The 21,181-nt window shown below is 73.7% G+C and carries 16 protein-coding genes; 1 reads left to right on the top strand and 15 read right to left on the bottom strand.

The features are described from left to right. Positions 1-328 precede the first annotated feature (328 nt). The 5 genes from ACZDYF_RS18185 to ACZDYF_RS18165 all read right to left on the bottom strand — a co-directional run bounded on the left by ACZDYF_RS18185 (position 329) and on the right by ACZDYF_RS18165 (position 3,890). Complete coding sequence (locus ACZDYF_RS18185) at positions 329-856, bottom strand: hypothetical protein (protein ID WP_475060853.1); 528 nt, start codon at positions 854-856, stop codon at positions 329-331. After that, entirely contained in the window at positions 853-1,329 is a 477-nt protein-coding gene (locus tag ACZDYF_RS18180) for an LpqN/LpqT family lipoprotein (RefSeq protein ID WP_475060844.1), read from the bottom strand. The genes ACZDYF_RS18185 and ACZDYF_RS18180 overlap by 4 nt, the downstream gene beginning before the upstream one ends. A 79-nt stretch (positions 1,330-1,408) precedes the next feature. Next, complete coding sequence (locus ACZDYF_RS18175) at positions 1,409-2,197, bottom strand: hypothetical protein (protein WP_475060840.1); 789 nt, start codon at positions 2,195-2,197, stop codon at positions 1,409-1,411. After that, positions 2,176-3,591, bottom strand: a complete 1,416-nt coding sequence (locus ACZDYF_RS18170; RefSeq protein ID WP_191791756.1) for a hypothetical protein — start codon at positions 3,589-3,591, stop codon at positions 2,176-2,178. The genes ACZDYF_RS18175 and ACZDYF_RS18170 overlap by 22 nt, the downstream gene beginning before the upstream one ends. Further along, positions 3,588-3,890 (bottom strand): hypothetical protein, encoded by a 303-nt coding sequence (locus ACZDYF_RS18165; protein WP_475060833.1) that lies wholly within the window; start codon positions 3,888-3,890, stop codon positions 3,588-3,590. The genes ACZDYF_RS18170 and ACZDYF_RS18165 overlap by 4 nt, the downstream gene beginning before the upstream one ends. Positions 3,891-4,014: 124 nt before the next feature. On the opposite strand from ACZDYF_RS18165, the gene ACZDYF_RS18160 reads away from it, so the two are divergent. Continuing rightward, complete coding sequence (locus tag ACZDYF_RS18160; RefSeq protein WP_475060830.1) at positions 4,015-4,971, top strand: hypothetical protein; 957 nt, start codon at positions 4,015-4,017, stop codon at positions 4,969-4,971. Positions 4,972-4,989: 18 nt separating this feature from the next. On the opposite strand, the gene ACZDYF_RS18155 is transcribed toward ACZDYF_RS18160, so the two are convergent. The 10 genes from ACZDYF_RS18155 to ACZDYF_RS18110 all read right to left on the bottom strand — a co-directional run bounded on the left by ACZDYF_RS18155 (position 4,990) and on the right by ACZDYF_RS18110 (position 21,179). Then, positions 4,990-5,535, bottom strand: a complete 546-nt coding sequence (locus tag ACZDYF_RS18155; protein ID WP_475060826.1) for a hypothetical protein — start codon at positions 5,533-5,535, stop codon at positions 4,990-4,992. Continuing rightward, positions 5,532-5,828: a WXG100 family type VII secretion target gene (locus ACZDYF_RS18150; protein WP_030151988.1), complete on the bottom strand. Its 297-nt coding sequence runs from the start codon at positions 5,826-5,828 to the stop codon at positions 5,532-5,534. Before ACZDYF_RS18150 ends, ACZDYF_RS18155 begins: the two co-directional genes overlap by 4 nt. Before the next feature lie 107 nt (positions 5,829-5,935). Continuing rightward, a complete protein-coding gene (locus ACZDYF_RS18145; RefSeq protein WP_475060813.1) occupies positions 5,936-10,393 on the bottom strand; it encodes an FtsK/SpoIIIE domain-containing protein in 4,458 nt (1,485 codons plus the stop codon). Between the two features lie 37 nt (positions 10,394-10,430). After that, the gene (locus ACZDYF_RS18140) at positions 10,431-11,129 is read right to left on the bottom strand and encodes an FHA domain-containing protein (RefSeq protein WP_138825626.1); all 699 of its coding nucleotides are present in this window, start codon (positions 11,127-11,129) and stop codon (positions 10,431-10,433) included. Further along, positions 11,126-12,898 (bottom strand): serine/threonine-protein kinase, encoded by a 1,773-nt coding sequence (locus ACZDYF_RS18135; RefSeq protein WP_475060807.1) that lies wholly within the window; start codon positions 12,896-12,898, stop codon positions 11,126-11,128. The genes ACZDYF_RS18140 and ACZDYF_RS18135 overlap by 4 nt, the downstream gene beginning before the upstream one ends. Further along, complete coding sequence (locus tag ACZDYF_RS18130; protein WP_475060804.1) at positions 12,895-14,853, bottom strand: FHA domain-containing protein; 1,959 nt, start codon at positions 14,851-14,853, stop codon at positions 12,895-12,897. The genes ACZDYF_RS18135 and ACZDYF_RS18130 overlap by 4 nt, the downstream gene beginning before the upstream one ends. Beyond that, complete coding sequence (locus tag ACZDYF_RS18125) at positions 14,850-15,692, bottom strand: PP2C family protein-serine/threonine phosphatase (protein WP_191791749.1); 843 nt, start codon at positions 15,690-15,692, stop codon at positions 14,850-14,852. The genes ACZDYF_RS18130 and ACZDYF_RS18125 overlap by 4 nt, the downstream gene beginning before the upstream one ends. Beyond that, positions 15,689-17,179, bottom strand: coding sequence for an RDD family protein (locus ACZDYF_RS18120; protein ID WP_475060799.1), 1,491 nt, complete (start codon positions 17,177-17,179; stop codon positions 15,689-15,691). Before ACZDYF_RS18120 ends, ACZDYF_RS18125 begins: the two co-directional genes overlap by 4 nt. Then, complete coding sequence (locus tag ACZDYF_RS18115) at positions 17,179-19,683, bottom strand: transglutaminase-like domain-containing protein (protein WP_191791747.1); 2,505 nt, start codon at positions 19,681-19,683, stop codon at positions 17,179-17,181. The genes ACZDYF_RS18120 and ACZDYF_RS18115 overlap by 1 nt, the downstream gene beginning before the upstream one ends. Further along, on the bottom strand, positions 19,683-21,179 hold the full coding sequence (locus ACZDYF_RS18110; RefSeq protein WP_475060795.1) for a DUF58 domain-containing protein: 1,497 nt from the start codon (positions 21,177-21,179) through the stop codon (positions 19,683-19,685). The genes ACZDYF_RS18115 and ACZDYF_RS18110 overlap by 1 nt, the downstream gene beginning before the upstream one ends. Between the last annotated feature and the right edge of the window lie 2 nt (positions 21,180-21,181).

The following is a 21,181-nucleotide window of genomic DNA, read 5'->3' as shown; positions in this document are numbered from 1 at the left end:
CCCGTCTTCGACAGAATGTCCGCCGCATAGATACCAGCAGGACCAGCGCCAACAATGGCGACACGCAACGGACGAGAGCTGCTCACAGGAAAGAACGCCTTCCGGTCGAGGAGGGGAGGTCGGCCCGCAGGAGGTGGGCGGACCGGTCACGCGGGCTGTCCGGGTGAGTCCGCGGCCGCCAACGGGAGAACCACTCGATTGTACGACTGAGGTGAACCTTCACACTGCCAGCGAATCTCGCCTAGTGGAATGGCGTCTCATGATCCGGCCGAATGTTACGGCGCGGGCGGGGCGGGCGGCGGTCAGAGGCGGCCTCCGCTCGCGAGCCTCACCTCTCGAAGAGGCGCACGAAACGGTTGTCGACGCGAGGCCGCCAGCCGAGAGACCGGAGCGTCGAGAAGACCGGGACCTTGATGGTCGACGGGCTCGCCGACACGGCGGCGAGGTGCGCGACCTCGTAGGCCCGGTCCCCCGACGAGGTCACGCGCTGCGCGACCACCAGGCTCCCCGACCGTGTACCGAAGGTCTTGCCGCGGTGGCCGTCCCAGCGCGCCTCGGCGTGGACACCGACCGGCGAGGCGGCCACGCTCCTGCGCGACCTGCCGCTGATCTCCGTGAACCGGTAGACCGCGCGTCGGGCGTCGAGCCGCACCACGAGCCGGTACGACCTGGTCGCCTTCCCCGCCCCGAGCAACGAGCGCCACCGGGCCTCCCAGCCCGTCCAGGTCAGCGTGACCTGGGCACCCTGCTTCCACTCATCGACCGATGCCGAGTACGGCAGGTCGCCGGAGCCGAGACCCAGCAGGGCCGCGACCACGTCGTCGAGCGGTGCGGCGTCCGCCACCGCGCCGGTCACAGTGCGATGCTCAGGCTGTCCTGGATCGCACGGATCTCCGGCAGCGTGCTCGGCATCTGTGCCCCCGTGCACGACCCCGTCACCTGCACCAGGTCCTTGACCGGACCGCGGTCGACGAGCACGATCCGCACCGCCTGGACGAGCGCCCCGAGAGTCGGCTCCGCGAAGATCCCCTCGATCCGGAACCCGGCGTGCCCCTGGACGGCGGTCTCCGAGCGCCCGAGCTCCTTGTACTGCGCAAGCGCGGTCAGCCGCGCGACGACCTCGCCGATCGCCTGGTCGAGCGTGTGCTCGGCCCGGACCCGGTTGAGGACCGTGATGACGTTGGCGCGAAACTCCCCACCGGCGGCGTCCTTCGCCAACGCGAGCGGCAGGCCCACCTCAGGGAGCGGCTGCCAGCCGTCCGGCTGGTCGAGGCTCACCCCGGGGTAGGCGGGGAACTGCTCGCTCGGGAACTGCAGGGTCGACGGCACGGTCACTCCTCTTCGGGGTCCACGGGGCCCGGACAGTCTAGGCGGCGACGCGTCCTGACGGCCCGGGCCTCGCGGGACGTCAGGACGCCGCGACCTCACCCACGTCCTGCAGCAGCCCGACGAGGGCACGCCACACGTCCCCCGGGCTCCGCCGTTCCAGGACGACGGGCGTCGCGGGATCCGGGACGTCGAGCCCGAACGGCTCCGCGGGCGCGACGCGCTCCCACAGGCCGAGCGGCCCCGCGTCGACGACCGCGAGCGCGCGGACCGTGGACCCGCCGGGCGCATGGACCGTCACGCGCCACGTGAGCCTGGCGGCGTCGAGGACGTCGGCGGCGCCGCCCAGCGCCTCCTCCGGGTCGGCCGTGCCGTCGGACGCGCCCAGCGCGCCGACCGTCGTGGTGAGGACGTCGGGCAGGGAGCCGCCCCCGGTGGCGCCGTCCCGCCCGAGCCCGACCGTCGTGGCGATCCACGGCACGACCATCCCGACGTCGACCGGGAGGTACTCGGCCTGCGCGGTCCCCGGCCAGCCCGAGCGCGCCCAGCACACGGCCACGCCGCCGACCGAGGCGAAGGCGAGGCCGTGGTAGACGATCCCGTCGTCGCTGCTCGTCTCGACGTCGACGAGGAGCGAGCTCCCCGCCAGCGCCTGGGCGAGCTCGCCGGCCGCCGGGTCGACCGCGTCGTCGGCGCCGAGCACGCCCGCCTCGCGCAGCGCGTCGACGGCGACGTCGAGCCCTTCCTCCACCACGCCCTCCTGGGCCAGCTGGCCCAGGACCGCGAGGTGGTCGGGGAAGAGCAGGAAGCGCCGACGACGACGATCCATCGCCGCGGGCAGCCCTTCGGTCAGTCGAACGGGTTGAGCCACGAGCCGAACTCCTTTGCCTTCTCGACGCCGGCGTCCACCGCGTCGCCCACGACCTCGGTCGTGGCGTTCCATCCGTCAGCGACCATCTCCGCGCCGTTCGCGGCGAGGTCCTCGATCTCGTCCCAGTGGGCGATGATCTCGGTCGTGCCATAGATCGCTCCCGTGATGACGGCAGCGCCGATCGTCACGGGGTTGGGGGCGATCATCGCAGCCGTGAGGCTCACGTTGAAACCGAGCTCCGCGACGTCCGCGACGTAGTCGATGCCGTTCTCCTGGAACGCATCGATCGGGTTGCCCTGGGAGGCCACGTTCACGAGGCTCATGCCTGTCGCGCCGACGGCACCGACCACGCCCAGGCCGCGCAGGACGCCCGAGGCCTTCGCGCCTGCGCTGAGGCCTGCGCGCAGAGCACCGGTGTCAGCGGCCGCGGCAGCCGCTCGACCTGCTGCCCACGGCGTCATCCCACCGGCCGTCCCCGTCACCCCGGACGTGCCGAACATGACTCGTCCGAAGGCGTTGAGCCCGTTGAACGTGTTCGCCCCGACACCGGCCCCGAGGCCCAGGCGGAGCCCGAGAGCGTCGAGCCGCGGGCTCAGAGCCTTGACGATCAGGCTCGAGACCGAGTTCTGGGTCAACATCTTGTCCCTGGCCCAGTGCATCCACAGCGCCGCGCCGTACTTCGCCGTGTAGAAGCCCGAGTAGGCGACCCCGCCTGCCGCCGTCGCCGCCCACACCGTCGAGCCGAGAGTCCCCTCGTGCCCGGCCATGCCGGGAAGCATGCTCAGACCGTTGGCGACGATGCCGTTGACGTAGTCCTCGAACGACTCCCGGTGCCCTCGCACCAGCACCGAACGGGTGTCCTCGAGCGCACGGCGGCACGCGAGCGCCGCAGCCTCGAGCGTCTCCCGAGCCCGGTCCGCCGCAGCGGTCTGCGCCTGGAACGCCACCTGCGCGTCCCAGATCGCTGCCTGGCGCTGCTGGCCGGTGTAGAAGGCCATGTCGGGGCTCGCCGTCGTGTCGATCGTCCGCAGCGCGGAGCCGCACGACGCGGCAGCGTCGTCGGCGAACCCTTGTGCCGTGGCGACGGTCGTGCGCGCCGTCTCGAGCGCGTCGGCATAGGTCCGCAGCGCGCCGGCTCCCGTGCTCATCGCCCCCTGCACGTTCTCCACGAGCAGCGCGACGCCCTCGACGGCGACGGGCGCCGCCTCGCCGGCGACCCCGACCCAGTCGTCGCCGAGCGCACGGGCTCGGGCTCGCAGTGCCCGCAGCGCGTCGCCGAGGCCGTCGTGCACCGTCTCGAGGCCGCGGGCGGCGGTACGCAGCCCCTCCGGGTCACCTTCGACCGGGGCGAGCCGGGGAGCGGACGGCGCCGGCGTGTCGACGAAGTAGGTCATCGGAGCTCCCTCGCACCGTCGGCCAGCACCTGGTCCTGCTCCGCATAGGCCGCCGCAGCGTCGCCGAACTGCGTCGCGAGCTCACCCAGCGCCACCGCCAGGGCGCCGAGACCGGCACCCCAGTAGTCCCCGAACTCGCTCGCGCCCGCAACGACGTGCGGGTGGCCACCTGCTGCCGAGGCAGCTGCTGCCTGCTGAGCGATGTCGCCTGCCAGGTCACCCAGCGTCCCCGCGGTGGTTCCGAGCGAGATCGCTGCCGCATCGATCGCCTCGGTGTCGACGCGAAGCGTCATCGTCATGTCCTCTCGTCCGCACGGCTCTCCACCGCGCGTGGCCATGCTGCCAGATGCTGCCGATGCTCCACCATGGGGACAACTCCCCACACGCGCTGTCGCGGCAGCCACCGACGGTAGCCTGACTCCCGTGACGCACCACGACGAGAACGGCGGCGCGCTCCCGCAGCCGCAGGGCGACGCCCGGGAGACCTCCGCCGAGACTGCGACGGACGCCGCCGACGCCGCTCGTCGACCCGACGCGCGGCGCGTCCCACGGCTCGACGCGCTCGTGCCGGGGTCCTTGCTCGACCGGGGCCGCGCGGCGCTCGCCGGGGTCGAGTCGGCCCGCGCGAACGTCGAGGCCACCGGTGCGAGCATGCGCGGCCTCGGTCGACGGCTGCGCGCACCGGGCGCGCTCTTCGGGCCGCCGGCACCCGCGGTCGGCGTCCCTGCCGCGCCCGAGCAACCTCTGCACCGCAGCCAGGCCGAGGTCGCCGCGCTCCTCCCCCGCTCGTTCGAGGTCGCCGTGCCCGAGGCGCGGGGGGACGTCGGCCGACGGGGGTGGACCGGGCGCGTCTTCCTGGTCGGTGAGCACTCACCGGGATACCTGGTCCGCCGCTGTCCTCGCGCTCCGCTCGGCACGGGGGAGATCGCCTCCGGCCTCCTGGAGCTGGCGGTGGAAGGGCTCGTCGGCCAGCACACCGGCGGCAGCGACGACCCTCACACCGTCGAGCTGCTCGACCCCGATGGGCACGTGCTCCTGCGCAGCACGCCCCTCGTCCCTCGTCGCCACGACAGGACCCTGCGCGAGGTGTCGCTCGCGGACGGGACCCCGGTCGCAGCCGTCGTGGGGGGCTCACGAAAGGCCCACCATCGCGAGGTCGTGCCCCGCGGCGCGCTCCGCGGCGCCCCCGTGCTCACGGACCTCCTCGACCTCTACCCCGGGCGGGACAACGCCGCGCGTGCCTGGCGCGGCCTCGACGAGCTCGCGTCGATCCGCACGGAGGACCGTCAGCGCATGCTCACCGTCCGCGACCTCACCGCCGACGACGAGGCTCTGCTCGTCTGGGCAGCGGCGCTCTGCTGGTGGGGTGCTGGCACCTGACCGTCGGCCCGTCGCCTTTCAGACCGTCGCGCCGGCCGCCCCGGCGAGGCAGACCTGCAGGGCAGCGACGACCCGCTGAGGCTTGCTGCACTGCACGCGGATCCAGCTTCCGTCCGTGAGGCGCAGCAGCAGGAGCCCTGCACCCAGGGTGGGGGCATAGGCCCCGCCGGCAAGCTTGCCCCCGGCGACGGTCGTGCCGTCCGGCAGACGGTCGCCCTCGTGGAGCAGGCCGTGGGCTGCGACGTGCGCGACCACGCTCGGGTCGATCGTGGCGGCGGGGAAGTGGTCCCTGCCGGCCCGCAGACCCGTCTGGTCCACGACGATCTTCTGGTACCGCCGGGTGGAGTACACCGTCACCAGCACGACCGCCCCGACGATCACGCCGATCATGGGCCACACGAGCGCGTCCCACCAGCCCCGGACCACGGTGTCCACGAGGAACGCGACGGCCGTCGGTACCGCGACCCACGTCGCCGCGCGGCCGTACCCGCCGCCCGACTCCCGGTACGGCAGGACGGCCGCCCCGACGTCGGGGCGGCCGTCCGAGGGTCCAGCAGTCGTCACCGGGCGATCGCGGAGCCGAGACGCGCGTCGAGCTCCTCCATCGAGTCCGCGGCGCGCGCGAGGAACGTGTGCATCTCGACGAGCCCCTCGACCGCGTTCTTCGCGCCGAGGTTGAACTGGTCGTAGGAGGCCATGAACTGCGTCGAGGCCTGGTCCGTCACGAAGCCGGACGAGACGAGCGCCGTGACCTGCTTCATCAGATCCGCGAGGATCTCGTCGAGGTGCCCCTTGCCGATCTCCAGACGGCCCGCTGCGTCCCGCATCTCGCTGTAGGTGACGTTGACGTTCGCCATGTCGATTCCCGCTCTCTTGATCCATCGTCGGCCTCGCGGCCCGTTGTCGTCGCAACCGTACCGAAGGCGCGGTCGCATGGGTATGGGGAGAACTCCCCACGCGTTCGTCAGCCCATCGGGACCTGTACCCGGGTGGTGCTGCCGCGCGCGATGTAGTAGCCCCGGCCAGGGGGGAACTCCGCACGGGAGACCCTGGGCAGGGAGGTCTTGAGCAACGAGTCGCCCTCGAGCGCCTCGGGCTGCAGCAGCAGCCCGCGGCGGCCGTTCTTCATCTCGGCGAGCAAGGGCCACGGCGAGCCCCACCGGGAGGACTCGGCCTCCGCGACCACGAGGCACGAGCCTCGCTGGGCCGCCTTCATGAGCGCGACGAGCGGTGCGTCCGCCGGTGACTGCAGGTACTCGTCGACCCCCTCGACGAAGACGGCGACGGGTCCGGCCGCCAGGTCCTCGGCGACGTCCTGGGCGAGGGCCACGACTTCGTCGACGCTCCGCGCGACCCGGTCCCAGGGAGCAGCAGACACCAGCGAGGACCCGGGGTGCGCCGCGAGGACGATCCGGGTCTTCGGGGCCGCGCGGACCAGGGACCTCGCGAGCGCCGCGAGCGCCGTCGTCCGGCCGCTGCCGACAGGCCCCGACACGAGGAACGTCCCCTCGGGTGCCCAGCCGAGGGCGTCGAGCGTCTCGTCGCCGATCCCCAGCACGGGCTGCCCGTCGACCTCGTCCGGCAGCACGTCGGCCGTGTACTCCTGCGGCAGGGCGCCGATCCTCGGTGCCTGGAGCACCCCGGCCTTGCGCATCGAGTCGCCCAGCCGCACGCAGGAACGCGCCTGCTCGGCGGCAGAGGTCGTCCCGCCGATGACCGCGACCTGGGTCTCCGCGCCGTCGACCACCGCGCGGCCCGGCGGCGACGACGGGGTGAGCACGTCGCCGGGGACGTCGAGCAGCCCGTACCCGTCGTCGGAGAGCCGGAGCACGACGTTGCGCTGCACGGCCGAGCGGACCGCGGTCGGCACGGCGCCCGCACGGTCGGCCGTGAGGGCCACGTGGATGCCGAGCTGGCGTCCCTCGGCGAGCACGTCACGGAACACGTCGAACCACACGGCCCGGCCCGCGCCCTGCTCGAAGTCGTCGCGGAACGCGCCGAAGCCGTCGACGAGCAGGAGGATGCGCGGCACGTCCGTGCGGCCCGTGAGCGCGCGGTACTCGGTGACGCTCGACGCGGAGGCCTCCGCGAACAGCGGGCCGCGGCGGTCGAGCTCGGCGCGCAGCATGCGCAGCAGGCGGACCACGCGCTCGACGTCGTCGCCCATGATCACGGACCCGACGTGAGGCAGGGACTCGAGCATCCGCAGGCTGCCGCCCGCGAAGTCGAGGCCGTAGACCTGGACCGCTCCGCCCCGGGGCGTGATCCCCGCCGCGATGCCCAGCGTGCGCAGCGTGGTGCTCTTGCCCGCACCGCCCGTGCCGTACACGGCGAGGTGGCCGTCGGTGTCCGGGCGGAAGTACGTCGGCCGTTGGGCCTGCACCTCTGGCAGGTCGGCGACGCCGATCAACAGCTCGGTGTCGGTGCGCTGACGCAGGCGGGCGAGGTCGTAGACCCCGGCGAGCGAGTCGAGCCACGGGCGGCGCGGGCTCGGTATCTCGGCGTGCCTGCTCGCGGCCCCGATGCACGCCACGAGGCGCTGCTGGTCGTTGGGGCCGAGGTCCGTCTCCTCGGGCACGACCGCGGGCTGCGGCGCGTCCCAGCGGATCTCGCCGCCGAACCGCAGGGCCGCGACCTCGATGCGCAGCGGCTGCGCCTCGTCCGAGGTCCAGCCGCCGGCGTAGGCCGACTGGAACGGGCGCACCCTGCCGGGGCCCGTCTTGGCCAGCCCGCGCCCCGGGAGCCCGGGATCGAAGTGGGCCGCCTCGGGGGTCCCGACGACGTCGGACGAGTCGGACTCGTCGGCCATGCGCAGGGCGACGCGAAGGTTCGTGTTCGCCCGCAGGTTGTCGCGGATGACGCCCGCCGGGCGCTGGGTCGCCATGATGAGGTGGATCCCGAGCGAGCGCCCTCGCTGCGCGATGTCGACCACGCCGTCCACGAAGTCGGGCACGTCGGAGACGAGCGCCGCGAACTCGTCGATGACGATCACCAGGGCCGGCGGAGCGTCGGGGTCGCCCCGCTTCTCGAGCTCGAGGATGTCCTTGGCCTTCTTGCGGTTGAACAGGTGCTCGCGGTGGTGGAGCTCGGCCCGCAGGCTCGTCAGGGCACGCCGCACGAGGTGCTGCGACAGGTCGGTCACGAGGCCCACGCAGTGCGGGAGCTGGACGCAGTCCGCGAACGCGGAGCCGCCCTTGTAGTCCACGAACAGGAACGTGACGCGGTCCGGGCTGTACTCGGCAGCCATGCCCAGCACCCACGCCTGGAGGAACTCGCTCTTGCCCGAGCCGGTCGTCCCGCCCACGAGGGCGTGCGGGCCGTGCGTGCGCAGGTCGAGCTGCATGGCCTCCGACCCGGCCGAGCCGACGAGCGCCCGCAGCCCCCCGGCGCGGCGTCGCCTCGGGACGGCCCCCGGCGTCCGGTCGGTGATCGAGAGGTTCTGGTTCCACCGGTCGATCACGGCCTCGCCGGACGTCGCCATGTCGGGGCCGAGCAGCGTCAGCAGGGACACGGTGCGCGGCAGGTCGCTCGCGTCCTCGTCGACGACGCCCGCGTCGAACACCGGTGCCATGCGACGGCCGTACTCGACCGCGGCGGCCGCGTCGACCGTCTCGAGCACGACGTCGTCGACGGACAGGCCGAGCCGGACCATGCCTACCGAGGTGCGGTCGGGACCGACCTCGACGTAGGTGCGGCACGCGGCGGGCAGTCCCCGGACGCTGTCGGCGACCCACACGGGGAACACCCCCGCGTCGGGCCCCGTCTCCGCGAGCTGGGCGAGACGTGCACGGTCCACGTCGACCTCGGAGGACACGAGGACGACGACCGCGGGCAGCGGCGAGCTCGTCCCCTCGACGGGTCCGCCTCCGCCCTCCCCGACGCTCGCACCCCGCTCGAGGGCGGCGTCGCGGGTCCGGGCCGCGCCTCGACGCGTGGCGCGCTGGCTCTTGAGCCGGGTCCGGATCAGCTCCTCGAGCTGGGCCAGGAGCACGGCGCCGCTGCTGGCGCTGTCGGCGAGGTGGTTGCCCTCGATCGGGCTCGTCGAGGCCGACGTGTGCGGCATCCACTTGAGCCACTCGAGCGAGCGCGACCACGTCGGCGTCACGAGGGAGCAGACCACGAGGTCGGTGGGCGAGTGCAGCACCGTGAGCTGGACGAGCACGGAGTTGACCACGGGCTCCACGAGGTTCTTGGCCCCGGCCAGCCCCAGCGCACCGGCGTCGTGCAGGTTCTCGACCACGGGCACGCCCGAGACGAGCTCGTGCCGGTCGACCAGCTCGTCGAGACGCCCCTGGAGCTCGGGGACCATCTCACCGCGCCCCGGCGTCTCGACCTCGTTGCGCGAGGGCATCGAGCCGAGCCCGAGCCGCACGTTGAGGAAGGACCAGTGCTCGGGGCGGCGCGTCCACAGCAGCGGCCCGCGACGCAGCCCCTCGGCCAGCGTGAGCGGCGTCGCCGGTGCCTCCTGGAGCCTCGCCGACCGCTCGGCGACCTCTTCGTCGCGCAGCGCGGCCCGCAGACCCTCGAGCCGCTCGTCGAACCTCTTGACGTCGCGCTCCAGACGACGACGGCGCCGCTGGCGCTCGGTCACGTAGCTGCCGACGAGCATGAGCGGGCTCATGAGGATGAACAGGAGCGCGGTCGGGCGCTGCGTGACGAAGAACATCAGGAGGCCCATCACCACCGGCGCGACGAGGGCCAGCGCCGGGAAGGTCTGGGGCTCCTCCTCACGGTTGGCGCTGGGCGCCGTGAACTTCTCCCCCGCGTAGCGCGGCTCGACCTTGGGCGAGCGGTTGAACGGGACGGGCCCCGCGACCGGACCGCCTGCAGCACTGCCGAGCGGGTCGACCACGACGACGGTGTCGCCGAGCACGAGGGTCTGCTGCCGGTCGACGCGCAGCCGGGTGACCAGACCGCCGTCGACGACGATGCCGTTGGCCGAGCCCAGGTCGACGACCTCGGTACGGTCGGACACGTCGATCCGGGCGTGCTTCTTCGAGACGAGGGGGTCGGACAGCACGAGGTCGCACCCCGGTTCGCGTCCCACGACGTAGCGCCCCGCGACGAGGTCGCGCTGCAGCCCGGCGTCGGGCCCGGCCACGACCCGCACACGGGCCAGCACGTTCTGGACGTCCTGCATCGTGCTGGCGGCGCGGGCGGCGTCGAGGAGGTGCACGACGGCCCCGGAACCGAGCCACGCCTCCGCGATCGGGACGTCGGGGTCGAGGACGACCGACTGCTCCTGCCCGGGGAGCTGGGCGCGCAGGGTGAGCGGGGGGACGTCGACGAGCGACCCCATGTTCCGGGGGTCGCGCACGGCGACGGCGTGGGCGACGTCGCCGACCGTGCTGCCGGCGTCGGCCGTGACGACGATGTCGTCGCTCGTGCCGTCGTGGCGCACGAGAGTCATCTTGAGACGCACAGGGACGTGTCCTTCGTAGCAGGTGCGTGGACGGGGTTCAGGAGCTCTCGTCCACCAGGTCGAGCAGGGGCAGGTCCTCGGTCGTCACGAGGCGTGAGGCCACCGCGTACTCCACGAGCCGTGCACGACGGTTCGTGGCGAGCGCCCCGACTCCACCGCGCAGGCCCTTGACCCCGATGCGGTCCAGCCGCTCGCACACGTTGTCGAGCTTGCGGTTGAAGCGGGTGGTGGCCCAGCCGAGGCGGCGTGCGGCGTCGGCGGAGGTCGGGATCTCGGAGAGCCCGGTCCCGTCCCGGCGCAGCACGGGCTCGGCGAGCGCCAGGATGAGCTGCTTCTGGCTGATCGTGAACGGGATGGCCCCGATCGTGGTCGCGCCGTCGGACGGCTCCTCGGAGCGGATCTCCTGGTAGGGCGCCCCCTGGAGCTGGACCAGCAGCTCGTAGGTGGTCGGCCCGGCCGTGAAGACGACCGACATGGACGGGAACACGAGCGGCAGGCGGTTGCCGGGCGACAGCCACGACTGGACGCCGCCGCCGGCGTCGCAGACGGTCGCCGAGATCAGCGAGCCGACGTTCGCCAGCCACCAGATGCCGTTCTCGTGCGAGATGCGCAGGAAGTGCCGGTGCAGGTACGGGTTGTCCTCGATCTCGAGGTCGCCGTCGCGCCCGATGTCGAACGTCCCGCCGGGGACGGGGCGGAACCACTCTCCGCAGAACTCGATCGCGAGGTCGCTCATGGGGTCACGCATTCCTTCACCGGGACGGACGGCTTACCGTCCCGGACGGTACGGATCTCGACGCAGACGGTCTCGTTGGCTCCCGCGGGGACCGCCACGGACAGTCCTCCCGGGGGCGCCGGGGCCGGCGAGGTCTCCTTGGTCGGGTCGATGTGCTGCCACACGTAGGTGTCGCCGACCAGGACGCCCTCGGGCGCAGCCCAGGTGAACAGAGCGCTCCCGTTCGCGGCGTCGTACTGCGCCTGCAGGTCCTCGGGGGGCGGGACCAGGTCGCCGAGGTTGTCGTAGGGCACGTCGGCCGGCTCGTCCGCCGAGGTCGTGCCGCTCCCCGTGTCCGTGTCGGTCGCGGTCCCGTCGGGCAGGAGCGCGTAGATCCCGACCGCCACGAGCACGAGGACCCCGGCGCCCGCCAGGAACGGCCAGAGGGCACGCCGCGGCCGCGGTCCTGCCTGCTCGGGCTCGGGCGAGGAGCCCGGGGCGCGGTGCACGGTGTCGTCGGTCGGCGGCCCCCACACGGCGGTCCCGGTCGCGGCGGTCCCCGGGCCGGGCGCGGGGCGCGGCGGGACGTACCCGGTGCCCGACGCCGGAGCCTGGGCCGGGCGCGCGGGTGCGGGCGCGTAGTACGCGACCTGGGCGGGCGTCCCTGCACCGGACTGCGCGGCGTAGGCACCGGGCACCTCGGGAGCGTGCGGAGCAGGAGCGTGCGCCGCAGGAGCGGAACCGCCCGTCGCCGCTCCGACGGGCACGTGCCGCTGGACCGGCGCGGTACCGCTCGTCGTCGACGCCGCGCCGGTCGGGTAGGTGCCGCCGGCACCTCCTCCGCGGGGGTCGATCGAGACGACCGCGCGCAGCCGCGTACCGCCGTCGTCGTCGGCTTCCTCCTCCTGCGTGATCCCCGTGTCGGCGAGCACGTCGATGGGGGTGACGGCGAGCGAGAGCTCGTTCTGGACCTGCTGGAGGGCTCGCGCGAAAGCGAGCATCGTCGGGTACCGCGAGGCCGGGTTCTTGGCCATGGCGGTCCCGAGCACGCGCTCGAGCGACGGCGGCACGTCGGTGCGTCCGGTCGGGGCCAGCGGCGTCGACTCGATGCGCGTGATGAGGCTCGCGCTCGAGTTGGACCCTCCTGGCAGCTCGAACGGCGCCCGCCCGGCCAGCAGGGTGTACGTCGTGGCGGCGAGCGCCCAGACGTCCGTCTCCTTGCCTGCCCACGGGTCCTCGGCGAAGGACTCCGGGGGCGACCACGGGATCGACATGCCCTCGGCCCGGGAGGCGTCGTCCATGGTCGAGGAGATGCCGAAGTCCGTGAGCGCGGGGTGGCCGTACTCGGTCACGAGGATGTTCGCCGGCTTGATGTCCCGGTGCAGGATCCCCGCCCGGTGCGCGGTCTCGACCGCTCCCGCGATCTGCACGGCGATGCGCAGCGCCTCGGCGACGCTCAGCCGCTCGGACCGGTAGCGGGCCCCCAGGTTGGGCCGCGAGCAGTACTCCATGGCGAGGTAGGGGCGCCCGTCGGACGTCACGTTCGCCTCGTACATGGTCACGATCGACGGGTGGGTCGAGAGCGTCGCCATGAGGTCGGCCTCGACGTCGAACGCGGCGCGCTGCGACTCGCTCGACCACTCGTGCAGCAGGACCTTGATCGCCACCCGGCGACGGGGGCGCTGCTGCTGGTAGAGGAAGACGTCGGAGAACCCGCCCGAACCGACGACCGACACGTACTCGTACCCGTCGATCAGCGGGGGCGGCGACGGGGCACGCTTGCTGCTCATAGCAACCCTTCGAAGGTGAACGTCACGCCGTCACCCACGTCGACGACGTCGTGCGACCCGACCATCGCGGGCTCCCCCGGGTGCAGGCGCCGAGGCGGCTGACCAGGGCGCAGGAGCGTGGTGCCGTTGGTCGTGTTGAGGTCGCACACCAGCACGTGCCACCCCTCGAGCTGGATCTCGACGTGAGAGCGCGAGATGTCCTGCTCCGGGCTCGGCACCGCGACCAGGCGCGGCAGGTCGTTGCTCTGCGCTCGCGTCGTGCGGGGGCGGCGTCCGAGCACCACCGGGCGGTCGAGCTCCACGACCTGCCCGTTGGAGAGCGTGAACCGGCCCAGCGAGGGCCGGGTCACGAGGTGGGCGTCCCCCACCAGGACGTGTGCGCAGCTCCCGCAGGTGTCCCGCGACGGAGGGTTCGCGTGACCGTCCACGCACACGCGGGCCAGGATCTGCTGGGAGCCCGGAGGCGCGGGCGGCGCGAAGGTCGGGCCTGCGGCCGAGGCCCGGCCGTCGACCGGTGCGGGACCTGGCGCCGGGACGCCGGTCGGGAGCGGCACACCGCCGAGCGGCACGGCCGCTCCGGGCTGCACGGGAGGTGCGGGCGGCACGGGAGGTGCGGGCGGCGCAGGGACGGCGATGCCCGCACCGGCTCCGGACACCTGGGCGCGGAGGTCGGCGATGACCGAGGAGAAGACGGTGTGCCCGTCGTGGTCGTCCCCCGCCAGGTCTTCTCCGACCGCCACCTCGTGCCCGGTCGTCGAGTGGCCGCCGGCGGGCGCGAGGTCCACCGGGGGGCCCGGTCGCCGGGCCTGGTCGCCCGTGACCGTGGCGGCGCGCACCGACGCGGCGGGCGTCGACCCGGTCCACTCCCGAGGGATGCCGTCGATCATGCTCGCAACGGGCTCGGGCGTCGCAGCGGGCGGCACGGGGGTCGCGTTCTCGACCGACGCCACGGAGACGGGGGTGGGGACGGGAAGCACGTCGTCCTGCTCGTCCTCCTCGTCGATGCGGATCGCGGCGTCCTCGACGGTCCGCAGGACGGTGGACTCCCACAGGTGCCCGTAGCCGTCGTCGACGGCCGCCACCGCGTCGTCGAGGTCGTCGAGGTCGTCGACCGGAGGGACGACCGTGAGCTCGGGCGCGATCGTCTCCATCGAGACGATCGTCTCGGCCGACCGTTCGTCGACCGGCGAGCGGGTCGGCACGACCTCGTCGTCCGGCGCGGCGTCGAGGCCCGGTACTGCTGCGACCAGGGCGACCGGGGCGGCGTCGTCGTCGGGCCCGACGGCGACGGCGGCCAGGCTCGGTACCGAGACGAGGGGTGGTTCCAGGTCGTCGTCCTCGGCCAGCGCCGCGCTCCCCACCAGGACCGGCTCGAACGCGGACGCCGGGCGCGCAGCAGGGGCGACGGGCGGCTCGGCGGGCGCCTGCCCGGTGTGCTCCGCACGAGGGGTGGCCGCGGGCACGGCGGACGTCCCGACGAGGTGCCGGACGATCCGCGACGCCAGCACCACGCCCTCGTGGAGCGGCAGGCCCACGAGCGCCACCTGTCCAGGACCCGCCTCCAGGGCCGGGGCGTCCTCGACCCCGAGCTGGACGGAGACCTCCTCGACGTCGTCCACGAGACGCTCGGACCAGGTGGTCACGTCGTCGCCGTCCACGTGGACCCGGGACGAGGACGTGCTGAGCGTGACGGAGACCGCGCCACGGACGGCGACCTGGGCGCGTCGCCCCGACACGACCGCGACGGCGAACGGCGGCATGGTCCGCAAGGTCGCCCCGAGGACCACGGTCAGGAGCTGGATGACCTCGATGACCTCGACGTCGGCGTCTCCTGCCGCGTCGAGGCCGTCCCACAGGCGTCCGACCAGCTCGCTCGTCGCTCCCTCCGGGAGGACGACGATCGCACCACCCCGGACGAACCCGAACGCGCTCCCGGTGTCGTAGCGCAGTCTCACGACCTCTCCCCCATCTGCAGGCGAATCTCTCGCGGCAAGGTGTCCTCGTCGGCATACCCGAGGTTCTCGCGGGGGGCCGTGGAGCCGTCGTCGGTGTCCCCCCACGCCCCGGTCGCGTCGACGACGACGACAGTGATGTTATCCCGCCCTCCGGCGACGATGGCCTCGTTGACCAGACGGTCGGCTGCGGCCTGGGGGTCCGGCTGCGCGAGCAGGATCTCCGTGATCCGTTCGTCCGAGAGCTCGCCCGTCAGGCCGTCGGAGCACACGAGCATCCGGTCCCGCGCGGCGATGGGCACCCAGCAGAAGTCCGGCTCGGGCGGGAGCGAGGCCCCGACGGCGCGCGTGACGACGTGGCGTCGCGGGTGGGTCAGCGCCTCGGTCGCCGTGAGCATCCCCGCGTCCACCATCTCCTGGACCTCCGAGTGGTCCACGCTCAGCTGCTCGAGCACCCCGTGCGACATCTGGTAGGTCCGCGAGTCGCCGATGTTGACCACGAGCCAGTAGGGCATGCCCTCCATCTGGGCCACGACGACGCCGGTCACGGTCGTCCCGGCGCCGCGGCCGGGCTCGGTGCTGATGGCGCGGACGTCGTCCTGCGCCACGACGAGCCGGTCACGCACGTCCTCGGGTGAGACCGTGGCCAGCGCGCCGAGCGGGCGGAGAGCGTCGATGGTCGCGGAGCTCGCGACCTCGCCGGCGTCGTGCCCGCCCATGCCGTCGGCGACGAAGAAGACCGAACGGTCGGCGAGGAACCTGTCCTCGTTGAGGAGCCGTCGCGCCCCCCGGTGCGAGCTCGCGCCCCAGACGAGGCTCACCCCGGCGGGCCATCCGCTCATGCGACAGGTCCCGGGTGGACGACGATGCGCCGGTCCCCGACGGTGATCACCGAGCCGACGGGCACGGGCACGCGCACGCCCGGGTCGAGCGCCACCGGCGCCCCGCCGGGCGGCAGGAGGACGGTCCCGTTCGTCGACCCACGGTCCTGCACCCACAGGCCGCCGGCGTCGAAGCCCAGCTCGGCGTGCGTCTTGGAGACGGACCGCGTCGGGTCCTCGACCCGGACGAGAGTCGTGGCCTCGGCCCCCGTCGCCTGGGGGTTGCGTCCGACGAGCGCGGGTCCGGAGAGGGGGACCCGCTGTCCGGACTCGAGCTCGAGCACCGCCCCGGGCGTGGGGGCCGCCTCGTGCGCCTCGCGCCGGATCTCCCGGGCGCTCAGACGCGTCGAGTCCCAGTCGGGTTCCTCGTAGGCAGGTGCCGGTGTCGCCGTGGTCGCAAGGCCCCCGAGGGGAACGGGGCCCGGCTGCGGCGCGACCGGTGCGGGGCCCGGCTGCGGGACGGCGCCTGGCACCCCCGTGATCAGCCCGTCCGCGGGCACGAGCGAGGGCTGCTGCGGCTGCTGCGGGAAGGCCCACGGGTCGCCGACGGGAGCGAGCCCGGCCCCCGGGGCCGGGCTCGCTGGCTGCGCGGCGAACGCCCCGGTGACGGGCACGTGTCCCGACGCCGAGGAGCCGCCGTACCCGCTCGGGTTCGCCGCGACCGGCTGGGTGCTCGGCTTCCCGACGACGCCGACCGTGGCGCTCCCGTCCTGGAGTCCGCGGACGTCGAGCACGAGCGCCTTGGCGACCTTGTCCTGCCATCCCTGGTTCCGTCCCGAGCTGTCGAAGGCCGGGGAGAGGACGACGAGCAGCTCGCCGATCCCCAGGGCGAGGGCCCCGAGGAAGGTGATGATCCAGCGCAGCGCCGCCCGTCCGAAGCCCAGGGGCGACCGGTCCTCGGCCCGGACCGACCGGACACCGGTCGCGAGGTTGCCGAGCGTCCGGCCCGTGCTCCCCTCCCAGACCCAGATGCCGACCCAGGACGCGAGGGACACCGCTCCGGCTACCGCGTACACGAACAGCAGTCGGCCGAGCAGCTCCTGGGCGTCGGCCTGGGTCGTGACCGAGGCCAGCGCGGTCGCAGACACCCCGGCCACCGCGCCGCCGCCGAGCAGGACGGCCGCGAAGACCACGGAGACCGCGGCGGCGTCGACCAGGAACGCGAGGAACCTGCGTCCTGTGCCGGCCACCGGCGCCCCGTCGAGCCCTGCCCGGGGCGCGGCGGCGTCCGTCCGTCGCAGGAACGGCACCGCGCGCTGGGTCGCCGCAGCGACGTCGCGCTCGGTCGTGACCGCGATCGACGGCTCGCGGCCCGACGACGGCGCGTCGCCGACGGGTGCGCCGTACGGCACCGCGGTGCTGGGCATCTTCGTCCCGCAGACCGCGCAGAACGACGAACCCGCCGGCTGCGCCGTCCCGCAGGCGCTGCAGCTCAGCTGTTCGGACATCAGGACTCCCCTGGCTTCGGGCCGGAACCGGTCGGTGGTCTCTTCACGGTCCGGACGGACGGTCGGGCCGACCGGCGCAGCGCCGGGACCCAGGAGGGGACCCATGCCGGTCGAGCACCCCGCAGGGATCGTAGCGACACCGCTGCACGCAGGCGTTGTCCGCGCGGCCTCGTGGAGCGCATGCCCACCAGGACCGAGTCCACCTCGCTCCAGAAGGCGTCGACCTCCTGGGGGCTCGGGTCCCCGGTGCCGAACACCGTCGCGTCGGCCGAGCGTGCGAGGGTCACGGTGGGCGCCGCCGCCACGGGGAACGCCTCGGCGAGCGTGCCTGCGCCCTCGCGGCGGGTCGCGCCCGCGGGGACGGGAGCACCCAGGTCCGTGGCGGCGTCGAGCACCTCGCGCCAGCCACCGCTGATGCGGTCGACGGGCCTGTCGGCCGACCTGCGCCTCTTGCGGCGCTGCGACTTGAGCAGCAGGACCAGGAGCAGGGGCAGCGCGAGGACGAGCAGCGGGACGGCCACCGTGACGGCGACCAGGGCTGCCCGTCCCCAGTCGAAGGCGTCCGACTCGGCGTCGTCCTTCTTCTCCTCGTCGTCGATCGTGCCTGCCTCCGCGTCCGCAGGCTCCTCGGGCGGCTCCGGGTCCTCGAGGACCGGCGGCTTGGGCACCTGGTCGCTCTTGGGCTCGGGCTCGATCTTGTTGTCCTCCTCGGGGATGGCGTCGATCGGCACCCAGCCGTAGCCCGCGAACGGGACCTCGACCCACGCGTGCACGTCTGCCCCCGTCGCGACGAACGGCGTGCCCTCCTCCCAGACCTCCTGGTCCGGGTAGAAGCCCATGACGACGCGCGCGGGGATGCCCGCCGACTGCGCCATGAGGGCGAGGGCCACCGCGAACTGCTCGTCGTCGCCGACCATCTCGTCGGCCGCGAGCAGCGTGTCGATGCGCTCGGCCGAGTGGCCGGGACGCGAGGGGAGCTGGGTCTCGAGACCGCTCGAGAAGATCCCGCTCGCCTCGAGCCCCGTCTCGAGGTTCTTGAGCTGGACGACCGGGTCGGTCTCCTCGGCCATGAACTGCGCGGCCTTGCCCCCGACCGAGTCCGGGACGTTGAGGGACCTCGGGAGCTTCGCGTCCAGGATGTGCGACGACTCCAGGTCCTCGGGAGAGGGCGTCGGCGCGACGATCGCGTCGAGCCGGAACGTGTCGCCGGGGCGCAGGCCCGCGGTCACGACCCCGGTGCCCGTCTCCGAGTTGTAGAAGGTGGTCCCCCGCAGCGCCTCGCTGCGGTCTCCCGTGTACTCGATGCCCGCGAGGGCGCCGACGTCGGGCAGCCAGACGCCCCGGTAGTCGCCGACGGTGATCGTCAGATCGGTGGGCGTGCCCTTCGCGACGGTCGCGATCTGGTCGCCGGCGCGCGTGAAGACTCCCGAGCCCGCACCGCTCGAGACGTCGTAGACCACCCCGTTGTACGTGTCGAGGGTCGCGAGTCGTACACGGGCCCCGGCAGGGAGCCCGTCGACCGTGAACAGCTCGTCGTCCGTCATCTCCTTGGCGTACTTGCGGAAGGACGCGAGCGGGCTCACGTACTCGTGCAGGTCGAGCGGCGGGACGATCTGCTCTCGCAGGACCATCCGCTCGGTGTCCGGGGTCACGAGCGGGACGAGCAGGACCGCGGCCACCGCCCCGAGCGCGAGCATCGCCGCGCCGCCGCGCGCACGGTGCCAGCGCAGGCGCCGGGTCGCGACGACGCTCGCAGCCGTCAGGACCTGCCGCTCGCCGAGGCGCGCCTCGGTCGCGCGCCACGCGCCCCACAGGAGCCCGACGACGACCAGCACGAGTCCCTGGACCACGGGGAGCGCCGGGACGACGGTCCCCAGCAGGATCACGGCGACGAAGACGACCACGACCGGGACGAGCGCCCACTGCCCGGCACGGACGCGCCAGGCGATCGTGCCGGCGACCAGCGACGCCAGGAAGAGCAGCAGGAAGGGCACGACGCCCAGCTCCGGGAAGGACTGGAGCGGCGGGACCGAGGTCACGCTCTCCTTCCAGCCGGTGACCGAGCCCAGCAGCAGGCCCCGGACGGTCTCGAGAGTCGGCAGGACCCCGGCGACCGTCGTGCCCGGCAGCGCGAACGGCCCACCGAGGACCACGTACGCGACCATGGCCACGGCGGTGACCGTGACGGTGCCCCAGCGTCGCCAGGCACCGAGCCACGCGACGCCCAGCCCCAGGCCCAGGCCACCGAGCGCGGGCAGGAGGTAGCCCGCCGAACCCCACGCCGGGCCGAAGCCGACCACGGCGGCCCCCAGCATCACGACGAGGGCGAGCGCGTCGACGGCCCCCGTCGCCCGCACCGCACGCGGCGCGTCGGCCCCGCGCAGGCGGGTCGAGGAGCGTGCGGTCGTCACGTTCGACCGCGTGCCGGTGCCGCCCGTGTGCCCGGGTTCCGTACCGGGACCGGTCGGCGGGGCCTGTCGGCCCCGCGTGTCGTTCTCGGTCATCAGTCGTTCAGCCTCCGCAGCGCGAGGGGGAGGTCGCCGAGCTCCCCGATGGTGAGCACGACGAGCTCGGCGATCCGGTGACGGCTGACCTTCGCCCCCGGGACGCACTGGATCGCCATGACCCGCACGTCCTGGGGAAGCCGGGCCGAGGCGGCGCGCAGCTCGGTGGGCGAGACCGAGCTCCCCACGACGAGCGCGACGACCGACGCGTCCGTGACGGCCGCGCCCGCCACGCGCGCCAGGTCCACGAGGCTCGTGCGCAAGGACCTCGTCTCGACCCGAGCCAGGTCGTCGAGGAGCCGCACGCGGTTGTCCCCGCGCAGGCTGCCGTCGTTGACGAGGACGGTCAGACCGCGGTCCTCCTTGATGGCCTGGAGGCCGAGCGAGCCGCACGAGCTCACCGCGAGCTCGAACTCGTCCGGGTGGGCGTAGTCCTCGGCGCGGGTCGAGAGCACGACCGCGAGGTGCGACCGCCGCGTCTCCTCGAACTGCCGGACCATGAGCTGCCCCGTGCGAGCGGTGGTCTTCCAGTGGATGTGGCGACGGTCGTCGCCGGGGACGTAGTCGCGCAGCGCGTGGAACGACACGTCGGAGTTGGAGATGTCCTGGGTGACCCGGCCTTCGAGGTCGCGCAGGAAGCCCGTCGAGGAACCCGACAGGTTCTTGGTCCGCGGGTGCACGAACAGCTCCTCGGGGTCCGTCCAGACCACCTCGCGGCGCAGCAGGCCCAGGGGGTCGGCGCGCACCGACCGCACCGGGCCCACAGGGATGACCGAGCGCCGGTGGGTCGGGATCGTGAAGATCTCCTCGTGGCTCGCCCCCGGCCGCAGCCGCGGTACGGGGAACGACGCGACCCCCGCCCCGACGGGCAGCTCCATCACGGCGGGCAGCAGCGGTCGCTGAGACTCGTTGCTCACCTCGAGCGTGCCGACGGCCCGGTCCCCCACCGTGACGCGGCGCTGCCCCAGGTCGAGGTTCACGGTGTAGCGGAACGTCCCGCGGACGAACGCGATCGCACCGAGCATCGCCACGGTCGCCACGACCGCGACGGCGAGCAGCTCGACCCACGAGAAGGCCAGTCCGCTCCACCAGGCCGCGACGAGCCCCACGAGGACCGCCCAGCCGAAGGGGCTCACGACCGAGGCCACCACGGACAGGCCCTTCGTCGCCGACTCCGTCACGGGTGCGAGGAGCGAGCGCAGGCGTGCGCCCGGGCCGTCGTCCCCGCTCGTGCCCGACGGCGTCGCGAACCTCGGGCGCGCGGGTGCCGCCGAGCCGAGGGGCGAGGCGGCCGACGCCGGAGAAGCCGTCGCCGTGCGCCGGCGTCCGAGGAGCCGTGACCGCAGCGGGAGTCCGGAAGGGGTGCCCGGCGCCTGGGCCGAGCCCTGGCCGGGGCGCGACGCCGTCCGGGACGCGTCGTCCTGGGGCGCGCCGCCCTGGCCGTTCGCGCCGGTCGGTCCGCCGTGCGCCGCGACGGGAGATTCGGTCGTGGTCATCG

Source organism: Oerskovia sp. PE-21s, assembly GCF_056158145.1.
Note: the sequence above shows the minus strand (reverse complement) of the source record. Positions and strands in the feature narration are given on the sequence as shown.

Coding starts and splice junctions, on each gene's coding strand:
- ACZDYF_RS18170 (WP_191791756.1), bottom strand. CDS start 3,591: ATGACCTACTTCGTCGACACGCCGGCGCCGTCCGCTCCCCGGCTCGCC.
- ACZDYF_RS18165 (WP_475060833.1), bottom strand. CDS start 3,890: ATGACGATGACGCTTCGCGTCGACACCGAGGCGATCGATGCGGCAGCG.
- ACZDYF_RS18150 (WP_030151988.1), bottom strand. CDS start 5,828: ATGGCGAACGTCAACGTCACCTACAGCGAGATGCGGGACGCAGCGGGC.
- ACZDYF_RS18140 (WP_138825626.1), bottom strand. CDS start 11,129: ATGAGCGACCTCGCGATCGAGTTCTGCGGAGAGTGGTTCCGCCCCGTC.
- ACZDYF_RS18135 (WP_475060807.1), bottom strand. CDS start 12,898: ATGAGCAGCAAGCGTGCCCCGTCGCCGCCCCCGCTGATCGACGGGTAC.
- ACZDYF_RS18125 (WP_191791749.1), bottom strand. CDS start 15,692: ATGAGCGGATGGCCCGCCGGGGTGAGCCTCGTCTGGGGCGCGAGCTCG.
- ACZDYF_RS18120 (WP_475060799.1), bottom strand. CDS start 17,179: ATGTCCGAACAGCTGAGCTGCAGCGCCTGCGGGACGGCGCAGCCGGCG.
- ACZDYF_RS18115 (WP_191791747.1), bottom strand. CDS start 19,683: ATGACCGAGAACGACACGCGGGGCCGACAGGCCCCGCCGACCGGTCCC.
- ACZDYF_RS18110 (WP_475060795.1), bottom strand. CDS start 21,179: ATGACCACGACCGAATCTCCCGTCGCGGCGCACGGCGGACCGACCGGC.